Source organism: Nocardia farcinica, assembly GCF_029867845.1.
Classification (GTDB): Bacteria; Actinomycetota; Actinomycetes; order Mycobacteriales; family Mycobacteriaceae; genus Nocardia; species Nocardia farcinica_A.
Genome location: NZ_JARWRU010001120.1, coordinates 1 through 9,259, shown reverse-complemented (window position 1 = coordinate 9,259; position 9,259 = coordinate 1). Strand labels below are relative to the sequence as shown.

The window sequence follows — 9,259 nt, the reverse complement described above, 5'->3', positions numbered from 1 at the left end:
GCCGAGCGAGGCGGCGGCCCCCGCGGGCTGGGCGGTGGTGCCGAAGGTGCCGGGGCCGAGCCTGGCCGCCTCGGTGGCCCCGTGCGAGGCCAGGCCCGCGGGAATCGGATCGCCCGCGTCGGCCCGGTCGGCGGCCTCGCGGGCGGCCACCGCGCCCGCCGCCCAGGACACCGCGGTGTTCGGCTGCACGCTGACCGGGCCCGGCGCGGGATCGGTGGCGGTGACGGTGAGCAGTTCGGTGGTCCAGGCGATGCCGAAGGTGCGCGAGAGAGCCTGGCCCGCGGTCGCGGTCGGCATGTCGGGGCCGAGATCGCGCGGCAGCAGCGAGACCGTGTCGCCCACGGTCACCACCTTGCCGAGCAGAGCCTGGCGCAGGGTGGCCGCTGGGATGCTGCGGGTGGCGTGCACCGATCCGCTCAGCACCACCTGGCGGGCGCCGTGCACGACGGCGGAGGACACCACGACGGTCTGGCTCTCCTTGATGCCCGCGTTGGACAGGGTGACGTCGTCGAGCAACGCGACCCCGGCGGGGGTGCCGGAGGGGGCCAGCGCGACCACGGCGGCGGTGCGCCGCGCCCCCGACAGCGCGATCCCGTCCCACTCGCGCAGGCCGAGCGCGGCCAGCGCTTCCGGGTGCAGTCGCACCACCCCGCGTCGGGCGTCGGCGGCGGACGGATTCAAGCGAGCGGTCAGCGCCAGTTCAGCCACCGTGCCATTCTGCCCGTTGCGCCGGGTGGCCCGCTGCCCCGCGCGTGACCGGGACATCGGGGGCGCTCACACGGGTGCGGGCGGCCTACTCGGCGGCGGGGGTGAGCAGTCCCGCCGCCTCGGCGACGGTCTTGTCGGCGTTCGCCGCCGCCAGGCACACCAGCTTCGCGGTGCCGAGCGCCACGTTCGGGCTGCCCGCGTACTGGCTTTCCGGGTGTTCGGCGAGGATCGCCTCGACCACGGCCTTCTCCGCCTCGGTGTCGAGTTCCTTGAACTCGGCGCAGGTGGTCTGGGTGGTCTCGTCCGCCGAGTCGGCCGCGCCGGAATCCGAACCGCCGCAGCCGGAAAGGGCCAGGGTCAGCGCGGCCGCGGTGGACAGGACGACGGAAATTCGCTTCATGCTCGCTCTTCCCGGGGGTGCCATCAGGCGCCGGAGCCTCCGGCGCGATCGCAGAGCCTACCGGCGGGTACCGGCCGGTGCGCCAGGGGTTCGCGAGAAACGGCGCGCGATGCCGGGGGTTTGCGGGAGGAGCGGTGACGGGGCGACCGGACTCAGGGGGCCGCGGCATCGTGGCCGCGTGGCCCGTCGTGGCCGGGTGCGGGGTCGTCCGGGTGCTCGAGCACCAGTTCGAGTTCGGTGGGGGTGGGCAGGCGTTCGAGGCGTTCCTCGTCGGTGAGCGCGGGCGCGCGCTCGGACACCGGGGAAGGCCGGATGGACGGGGCAGGAGACGGCGCGGCGGAGTCGGCGAGGCGACGGTCGTCGGGGACGATCAACGACAGCGGCGGGACTGCGTGGTGGTGGCGACGGTGGAGCAGGGAGAACAGATTCACGGCCTGATCACCTCACTCGGATTGCTTTCGGCTACTCGTCGGGTGTCGTTGCCCGATCGATGCCGGGATTCCCCGCCAGGCGGCAACTCCGCCGTGTCGTACCGTTTCGTGACCCAACCGTCGTCGGGGTGTGGCGCGCGACACGCGGTCTACGATGGGCCGGGATCGATCATCGAGGCCTCGTCCCGAGGCCTTCCCCGTGTGCGATCGGTCAGGAACCGGAGGTACCAGTGGCCGAAAACCTCGAAGCGACAGTCGACATCGTCGCCCCGCCCTCGACGGTCTGGCAGATCGTCGGCGACCCGGCCAGGATGCCGGACTTCAGCCCGACCACCAGGGCGATGAAACCGCTCGGCGCGCCGAAAGCGGGCACCTGGACGGTCAACTGGAACAAGGTGGGCTGGAAGGTCTACCCGAGCACCTCGCGCATCGTCGCCTACGAGCCCGAGCGCGAACTGGCCTTCCGAATGAACGAGAACGGCGTCACCTGGCGCTTCCGGCTCGAGCCCACCGCGAACGGCACCCGGCTCACGCAGGTGCGCGATGCCTCGAACGGTGTGCGCTGGCCGGTGCGCAAGGCCATCGACCTGCTGTTCGGCGGGGAGAAGGCCTTCGAGCAAGAACTGCTCGCCGGCATGACCGAGACGCTGGCCAGGATCAAGGCCGCCGCCGAGACCGCGAACTGACCCGGGCCCGATCGGCTCGGGCCGGGAATCCTTGCAGCGCCGGGACTGTCCTCACCGCCGGGACCATCCCCACCGCCGGGGCTGTTTCCACCGCCGGGGCTATTTCCACTTCGGCAGCGTGACCACCTGCGCGGCGTAGGAGAGCCCGGCGCCGAAGGCGATCAGCAGCGCGACATCGCCCGGCCGGGACTCGCCCTTGCGCAGCAGCGCCTCCATCGCCAGCGGGATCGAGGCCGCCGAGGTGTTGCCGGTCTCCTCGATGTCGTCGGCCAGCGCGCAGTCGTCGGGCAGTTTCAGCACCCGCGCCATGATCTCGATGATCCGGCCGTTGGCCTGATGCGGGATCATCGCCTGCAGATCGTCGGTGGTCAGCCCGGCCCGGTCGATGGCGTCGCGGCAGACCTTCTCCAGCGAGTGCGCCGCCCAGCGGAACACCGCCGTGCCCTCCATCGCCAGGTACGGGCGGACCGCGTCGAGACCCTTGTCCTCGATCTCGGCGAAGAACTGCATCCAGTCCTTGGTCTGGCGGATGGCGTGGTGCTGGGTGCCGTCCGAACCCCACACCGTCGGGCCGATGCCCGGCTCGTCGGATGGGCCGACCACCACCGCGCCCGCGCCGTCGGCGAACAGGAAGGCCGTCGAGCGGTCGGTCATGTCGACCGTGTCGGTGAGCTTCTCGGCGCCGATGACCAGCACCTTCTTCGAGGTGCCCGCGCGAACCAGGTCCGAGGCCATGGCCAGCGCGTGACAGAAGCCCGCGCACCCGGCGGAGATGTCGAAGGCGGCCGCGCCGTTCATGCCGAGGTCGGTGGCGATGCGCGGGGCGGCGGCGGGGGTGAGCAGCAGGTGGGTGGAGGTGGCGACGACGACGCAGTCGATCTCGTCGGCGGAGACCTCGGCCGCGGCCATCGCGTCGCGCGCGGCGGCCACGCTCATGGCGTGCAGTGTCTCGGTCTCGTCCGCGAAACGCCTGGTCCTGATGCCCGATCGGGTCCTGATCCATTCGTCGCTCGAGTTGATGGGGCCGGCGATCTCGTCGTTGGTGACGACCCTGGCCGGGCGATAGACGCCGAGCCCGAGAATCGCGGTGTTTTCGACGCCGGTCGTCTGGGCGATGCGTACGGACATGTGCGTCTCCTGGTTACCTGCGGATCCGGGTGCCTGAGATCTGGTACGTGCGATCGGGCTGCGAGCTCCCTCAGACGTGAGGCACCCTCATATTAGTCCTCGGGTTGCGGGCGCGTAGCCGGATCGCGAACTCGGCCGTCGGCCCGACGACCCCGGCCGGGCGGGCGGCCCGGCCCCGCATCGGCGCGGCACCAGCACGGCGCACTTGCGAGCGGCTACGGCGTAGGGTGTGGTGGCTTGACAATCGAGCGCACCGAGCACGAAAGAGGAGTCTGTGGCACGCCGTCCCACCCCGCCCGGCACACCCGAGACCACCGGGGTCGGCCATGTCGTCGATCTGGTGAAGTCAACGATCCCGCCGCTGCACCCGGCCGGACTGCCGTTCGTTGCGGCCCCGCTCGCGGTCGCGGTGGCCGCCGGAAAGCGCAAGTGGCTGCGCCGGGCAGGCCTGGTCACCGCCGCCGCGTGCGCGGGATTCTTCCGCCACCCGCACCGGGTGCCGCCGAACCGGGCCGGTGTGGTCGTGGCCCCCGCCGACGGTGAGATCGCCCTGGTCGACACCGCGGCGCCGCCCGCCGAACTCGGCCTCGGCGACCAGCCGCTGCCCCGGGTCAGCATCTTCCTCTCCGTGCTGGACGTGCACGTGCAGCGCACCCCGGTCTCCGGCGTGGTGCGCGAGGTGCGGCACCAGAGCGGACAGTTCAAGTCCGCCGACCTGCCCGAGGCCAGCTCGGTCAACGAGCGCAACAGCATGGTGCTCGAGACCGCCGACGGCCGGACCGTGGTGGTGGTGCAGATCGCGGGCCTGCTGGCCCGGCGCATCGTCTGCGACGCCAGGGTCGGCGACGTGCTGACCATCGGCGACACCTACGGGCTGATCCGCTTCGGGTCCCGGGTGGACACCTACTTCCCGGCAGGCACCGAGCTGCTGGTGCAGCCGGGCCAGCGCACCATCGGCGGCGAGACCGTTCTCGCCCAGCTGAGGTAAGGGAGTTGCGGTGATGGAGGCGGCTACGCCGTCGCCGAGACGTCGCCGTCGCAGCATCCGGCTGCTGCCGAGCGTGGTGACGATCCTGGCACTGTGCTCGGGGCTGTCCGCGGTGAAGTTCGCCCTCGACGGCGAACTCGCGGTCGCCCTCGCCATGGTCGGCGCCGCGGCCGTGTTCGACATGCTCGACGGGCGGCTGGCCAGGATGCTCGACGCCACCACCAAGATCGGCGCCGAACTGGACTCGCTGTCCGACGCCATCTCCTTCGGCGTCGCGCCCGCGCTGGTGCTGTACGTGGCCCTGCTGGACGACAACAGCATCGGCTGGATCGTGGCGCTGCTGTTCGCGGTGAGCATCGTGCTGCGCCTGGCCAGGTTCAACACCCTGCTCGACGACGACAACCGCCCCGACTGGGCGCGCGAGTACTTCGTCGGCGTGCCCGCGCCCGCGGCGGCACTGATCGCGTTGGTGCCCATCGCGCTGTTCGAGCAGTTCGGCGACGGCTGGTGGGTGGGCTTCTACGAGGTCGCGGCCTGGACGGTGCTGGCGGCGGCGCTGGCGGTGAGCACCATCCCCACGCTGGCGATGAAGTCGGTCTCGGTGGCCCCGCAGGCCGCCGCCGGGCTGCTGGTGCTGGTGGCGCTGGCCGCCGCGCTGCTGGTCACCTACCCGCTGATCCTGCTCATGGTGCTGGTGGTGGCCTACCTGGTGCACATCCCGTTCGCCTGGCATTCGCAGCGCTGGGTGGCCGCGCGCCCGGAGACCTGGCAGGACAAGCCCGCCGAGCGCCGCGCGCAGCGGCGGGCGCAGCGCCGCATCCCGGCCATGCGACCGGCCATCCGCGGCTCCAGCGCCCGGCTGCGGCTGCGCAGGCCGGGGCCGAAACAGCCGAGCGGGACCGGCGAGGACGCGGCGGGCGGACGCTGAACCGTGCGAACCGGGAACGTGGGCTGAGACCATCAAGGGCGAGGCGACCATCAGCGGCGAGGCGACCATCAGCGGCGAGGTGACCATCAGGGGCGAGGCGACCATCAGGGGCGAGGCTGTCGGCAGCGAGGCTGTCGGCAAGCGAGGCAAGGGCGAGACCGGCGGGAGGCGGCGGTGGACGACGACGGGCTGCGTGAGTTCGAGAACCGGCGCAGGCGGCTGTTCGGGCTCGCCTACCGGATGCTCGGCTCGGCCACCGAGGCCGAGGACGCCGTGCAGGAGACCTACCTGCGCTGGGACGGCGCCGATCGTGCCGCGATCGCCAATCCCGAGGCGTGGCTGACCACGGCTGTGGTCAATCTGTGCCGCACCTGGCTGGTCTCCGCGCGCGCCCGGCGCGAGACCTATCCGGGACCGTGGCTGCCCGAACCGGTGCCCACCGCCGAACTCGACCCGCTGGAGACCGTCGAACTCCGCGAGTCGGTCTCACTGGCCCTGCTCGCCGCCCTGGAACGGCTGAACCCGCTCGAGCGCGCGGTCTTCGTGCTGCGCGAGGCCTTCGGTTACCCGCACCGCGAGATCGCCGCCATGCTGGAGATCACCGAGGCCGCCTCCCAGCAGGCGCTGCACCGCGCCGCCGAACGGGTCAGGCGCGGGCGTCAGCGCTTCCGGCCGTCCGGTGCGGCCACCCGCGAACTGCTCGACCGCTTCCTGCGCGCCGCGAGCACCGGCGATGTCGAGGAACTGCGCACGGTGCTGTCCAGGGACGCCGTGGCCACCGCCGACGGCGGCGGTGTGGTGCATGCCGCGCGTCGTCCGGTCGTCGGCGCCGAGCGGGTCGCCGCCTACCTGCGCGGCCTGACCCGTCGCGGCGTGGCGGGCATGGCGATCGGCCTGGAGGAGGTCAACGCCGGTCTCGCGCTGGTGGTCCGGGTGGGCGATGCGCCGCTGCTGGTGATGGGCCTCGACGTCCGCGAGGACGGCATCGAGGCGCTGTGGCTGTCGGCGAATCCCGAGAAGCTCGCCTACTACGGCCGCGTCACCGCGCGGAGCTGACGCTCCCCGAGGCGCGAACCGGGAGACGCGCCGAGGTGTGATCCACATCACTTCACGGAGTTGTCAGATTTCCGGGGGCTGTCCGGTCTGGCTGGTGAAGGCACAGCGAAAGGAGCCTCATCATGACCGGACAGCAGCATCGGATCGTCGTCCTCGGCGCGGGTTACGCCGGCCTGGCCGCCGCGCGCAAGCTCGGCCGGGTGCGCGGGGCGCGGGTGACCGTGGTCGACGCCAAGGCCGAGTTCGCCGAGCGCGTCCGGCTGCACCAGCGCGTCGCCGGGCAGCAGGTGCGGCGCTGGGATCTGGCCGCGGCGGTCGGCCGGTTCGGCGCCGAGTTCCTGCGCGCCCGCGTCGTCGACCTCGACCCGACCGCCCGCACGGTGCGCCTGCGCGCCGTCGAGGACGGGGCAGCGGTTCCCGAGACGATCGGCTACGACACCCTCGTCTACGCGCTCGGCAGCATCGCCGCGAATCGCGTTCCCGGCGTCGCCGAATACGCACGCTCGGTGGCCACCCCGGAGGACGCGCGCTGGGTCGTGGGCGCCGATGGACCGGTCGCGGTGGTCGGCGCGGGGGCCACCGGCATCGAGCTGGCCGCCGAACTCGCCGAGTCGCGTCCCGGCACCCCGGTGCTGCTGCTCGGCGCCGACGAGCCCGCCGCCTGGCTGGGGGAGAAAGCGGTCGCGCACGTGCGCCGGGTCCTCACCGGCCTCGGTGTCGAGGTGCGCAGGGGCGCGAAGGTCGTCGAGGTGACCCCGGACGGGCCCCGCCTGGCCGACGGCACTGTCGTTCCCGCCGCCGTCACCGTCTGGACCACCGGCTTCGCCGTCCCCGACCTCGCCGCGCGGGCGGGTCTGGACGTCGATTCGACCGGGCGGGTGCGCACCGACCCCTACCTGCGCTCGACCTCGCACCCGGAGATCCTCGCGGTGGGCGACAGCGCGGTCATGGCGGGCCCCGGCGGCTGTGAACTGCGGATGGCCTGCGCGACCGCGCTGCCCGCGGGCGCGCACGCGGCCTCGGTGATCGCCGCGGGCCTGCGCGGGCGCGACCCGAAGCCGCTGAACTTCCGCTTCCACCTGCAGTGCCTGAGCCTCGGCCGTCGCGACGGCCTGATCCACGGCCTGCGCGCCGACGACCGCCCGGCGGGCTGGATGCTGCGCGGCCGTCCGGCGGCGGCGGTCAAGGAGCTGATCGTGCGCGGTGCGGCGGGGATGGCCGGGCTGCGTTGAACCAAGCGTCAACCAGTGGTTGACGATCGGTTATCGTCAACCTATGGTTGACGTATGACTTCACAGATCCGCCTCGACGACCTGATCGAGGGCATCAAGACCGCCCGTCCCGACAACGTGCTCGAACAGCTCGCCGACGCCGTCGTCGTCGGCAACCACCTCGGCGAGGTGGCCGACCACCTGATCGGCCACTTCGTCGACCAGGCCCGCCGCTCCGGCGCCTCCTGGACCGAGATCGGCGCCAGCATGGGCGTCTCCAAGCAGGCCGCGCAAAAGCGCTTCGTCCCCAAGGGCTCGTCCACGGCGATGGACCCCAAGGACGGCTTCGCCCGCTTCACCCCGCGCGCCCAGCAGGTGGTGATGGCCGCCCAGGAGGCCGCGCGGGCGAGCGGCCATCCCGAGATCCACGCCCCGCATCTGATCCTCGGGCTGCTCGCCGAGCCGGAGGGGCTGGCGGTGCGCGAACTCGTCAGCCGGGGCGTCACCGAGGCGGCGCTGCGCGAGGCCGCCACCGCCGCCCTGCCGCCCGTCTCCGACCGGCGGTCCGACTCCGAGTCCGCCCTGATCCCCTACGCCGCCGACGCCAGGAAGGTGCTCGAACTGACCTTCCGTGAGGCGCTGCGGCTCGGTCACAACTACATCGGCACCGAGCACCTGCTGCTCGCCCTGCTCGAGGAGGAGCACGGCGATGGGCCGATCAGCGGCCTCGGCGTGGCGAAGCAGGCCGTGGAGGAGCATCTGGTCGAGCTGCTCTCGCAGTTCGTCTCCGGCGGCGAGCCCGCCTCCTGAGCGCGGGCAGGCTATCCGCGCCCGCGCAACCCACCGCCCCAGCGGGGCCACTGCGCCCGAGGGGCGGGCGGCGGCAACAGCGAGTCCCGGTCGATATCGGTCACCAGCAGCGGCAGCCGCTCGCGCAGCGCGTCGAGCACGCCGCCGAGCTTGCCGCCGCGCGCGGCCTGGTACTCGGTGTCGGCCAGGCCGATGATCTGCAGGAATTCCACCCGGCCGTTGATCGTCTCGATGATGCCCAGTTCGGGGTCGGTGGCGAACCCGACCGCCCGGATCGGCGATTCGGCGTGGTCGGCACCGGCAATCGGCCCGTTGGCCCGGATGGTCTGGCCGGCGGCGAAGCGTTTGCCGGAGGTGAACACGTATCTGGCCAGGTTCTGGATGAAATTGGCCGGCCACACCGGCGCGGGCTCGACGTCGACCTCGCCGCAGAGCCGGAAGGTGAACTCGAAGCCCCAGCCGGAGATCGACGGATGCCCCCAGGCCTTCTCGTCCAGCTCCGACATGCCGTAGCTGATGTAGTGCCAGTGCGGGACCGGATCGGTGCGCGCGTAGGCGGAGATGCCCTCGAGCGGGTCGGCGCTGCCGACGGTCCAGTGGTGCGACACCGTCCAGTGTTCGGGTTCGGTCGTTCCGTACAGCTGTGCCAGGACGCCGTCGATCGCGTCCCAGCCGGGTCTCACACTCACGCGGCAACTGTAAGTCGCGGCGCGGATTATGCCGGACGGCCGGTTAAGCTATAGCGATGCCGGATGAAACGGCCGAGGATTCCGACCTGGTCGCGGGAGAACGCCGTATCGACCTGCTGCGCGCGCTGTCCTATGTGGAGACCGAGTCCGGCCCCGACGGCGAGTTCATCATCCACGGGGATCTGCCTCCCGAGGTGGCGCCGCCGTTCATCCGGGCCGTGATG

Annotated in this window: 10 protein-coding genes and 1 pseudogene; 6 read left to right on the top strand and 5 right to left on the bottom strand. The window is 72.2% G+C overall.

The features are described 5' to 3' along the window. The 3 genes and pseudogenes from QH283_RS24870 to QH283_RS24860 all read right to left on the bottom strand — a co-directional run. A pseudogene (locus QH283_RS24870) lies at positions 1–765 on the bottom strand (AAA family ATPase); the annotation flags it as partial. 28 nt (positions 766–793) lie between these two features. Further along, the gene (locus QH283_RS24865) at positions 794–1,108 is read right to left on the bottom strand and encodes a hypothetical protein (protein ID WP_280505359.1); all 315 of its coding nucleotides are present in this window, start codon (positions 1,106–1,108) and stop codon (positions 794–796) included. Positions 1,109–1,260: 152 nt separating this feature from the next. After that, complete coding sequence (locus QH283_RS24860) at positions 1,261–1,539, bottom strand: hypothetical protein (RefSeq protein WP_280505358.1); 279 nt, start codon at positions 1,537–1,539, stop codon at positions 1,261–1,263. 230 nt (positions 1,540–1,769) lie between these two features. Here QH283_RS24860 and QH283_RS24855 point away from each other — a divergent pair, with 230 nt between their 5' ends. Then, positions 1,770–2,225, top strand: coding sequence for an SRPBCC family protein (locus tag QH283_RS24855; RefSeq protein ID WP_280505357.1), 456 nt, complete (start codon positions 1,770–1,772; stop codon positions 2,223–2,225). Positions 2,226–2,324: 99 nt separating this feature from the next. On the opposite strand, the gene QH283_RS24850 is transcribed toward QH283_RS24855, so the two are convergent. Further along, positions 2,325–3,353 carry a beta-ketoacyl-ACP synthase III gene (locus QH283_RS24850; RefSeq protein ID WP_280505356.1) on the bottom strand — a complete coding sequence of 343 codons (1,029 nt, stop codon included), beginning with the start codon at positions 3,351–3,353 and terminating at the stop codon, positions 2,325–2,327. 274 nt (positions 3,354–3,627) lie between these two features. Between QH283_RS24850 and QH283_RS24845 the strand changes: the two genes are divergently transcribed. The 5 genes from QH283_RS24845 (at position 3,628) to QH283_RS24825 (ending at position 8,346) form a co-directional block, all read left to right on the top strand. Beyond that, a complete protein-coding gene (locus QH283_RS24845; RefSeq protein ID WP_280505355.1) occupies positions 3,628–4,341 on the top strand; it encodes a phosphatidylserine decarboxylase in 714 nt (237 codons plus the stop codon). A 13-nt stretch (positions 4,342–4,354) separates the two neighbouring features. Next, complete coding sequence (locus tag QH283_RS24840) at positions 4,355–5,269, top strand: CDP-alcohol phosphatidyltransferase family protein (protein WP_280505360.1); 915 nt, start codon at positions 4,355–4,357, stop codon at positions 5,267–5,269. A gap of 174 nt (positions 5,270–5,443) precedes the next feature. Then, the gene (locus QH283_RS24835; protein ID WP_280505354.1) at positions 5,444–6,325 is read left to right on the top strand and encodes an RNA polymerase sigma-70 factor; all 882 of its coding nucleotides are present in this window, start codon (positions 5,444–5,446) and stop codon (positions 6,323–6,325) included. 122 nt (positions 6,326–6,447) lie between these two features. After that, positions 6,448–7,557 carry an NAD(P)/FAD-dependent oxidoreductase gene (locus QH283_RS24830; RefSeq protein ID WP_280505353.1) on the top strand — a complete coding sequence of 370 codons (1,110 nt, stop codon included), beginning with the start codon at positions 6,448–6,450 and terminating at the stop codon, positions 7,555–7,557. 54 nt (positions 7,558–7,611) lie between these two features. Next, a complete protein-coding gene (locus QH283_RS24825; protein WP_280505352.1) occupies positions 7,612–8,346 on the top strand; it encodes a Clp protease N-terminal domain-containing protein in 735 nt (244 codons plus the stop codon). Between the two features lie 11 nt (positions 8,347–8,357). Here the strand turns inward: QH283_RS24825 and QH283_RS24820 are convergent, their stop codons facing one another. After that, positions 8,358–9,035 carry a suppressor of fused domain protein gene (locus QH283_RS24820; RefSeq protein ID WP_280505351.1) on the bottom strand — a complete coding sequence of 226 codons (678 nt, stop codon included), beginning with the start codon at positions 9,033–9,035 and terminating at the stop codon, positions 8,358–8,360. Positions 9,036–9,259: the final 224 nt, after the last annotated feature.

What these genes read in the sequence shown, in the direction of transcription:
- QH283_RS24850 (WP_280505356.1), bottom strand. Translation starts at nt 3,353, where the DNA reads ATGTCCGTACGCATCGCCCAGACGACCGGCGTCGAAAACACCGCGATT.
- QH283_RS24830 (WP_280505353.1), top strand. Translation starts at nt 6,448, where the DNA reads ATGACCGGACAGCAGCATCGGATCGTCGTCCTCGGCGCGGGTTACGCC.
- QH283_RS24825 (WP_280505352.1), top strand. Translation starts at nt 7,612, where the DNA reads ATGACTTCACAGATCCGCCTCGACGACCTGATCGAGGGCATCAAGACC.
- QH283_RS24840 (WP_280505360.1), top strand. Translation starts at nt 4,355, where the DNA reads ATGGAGGCGGCTACGCCGTCGCCGAGACGTCGCCGTCGCAGCATCCGG.
- QH283_RS24865 (WP_280505359.1), bottom strand. Translation starts at nt 1,108, where the DNA reads ATGAAGCGAATTTCCGTCGTCCTGTCCACCGCGGCCGCGCTGACCCTG.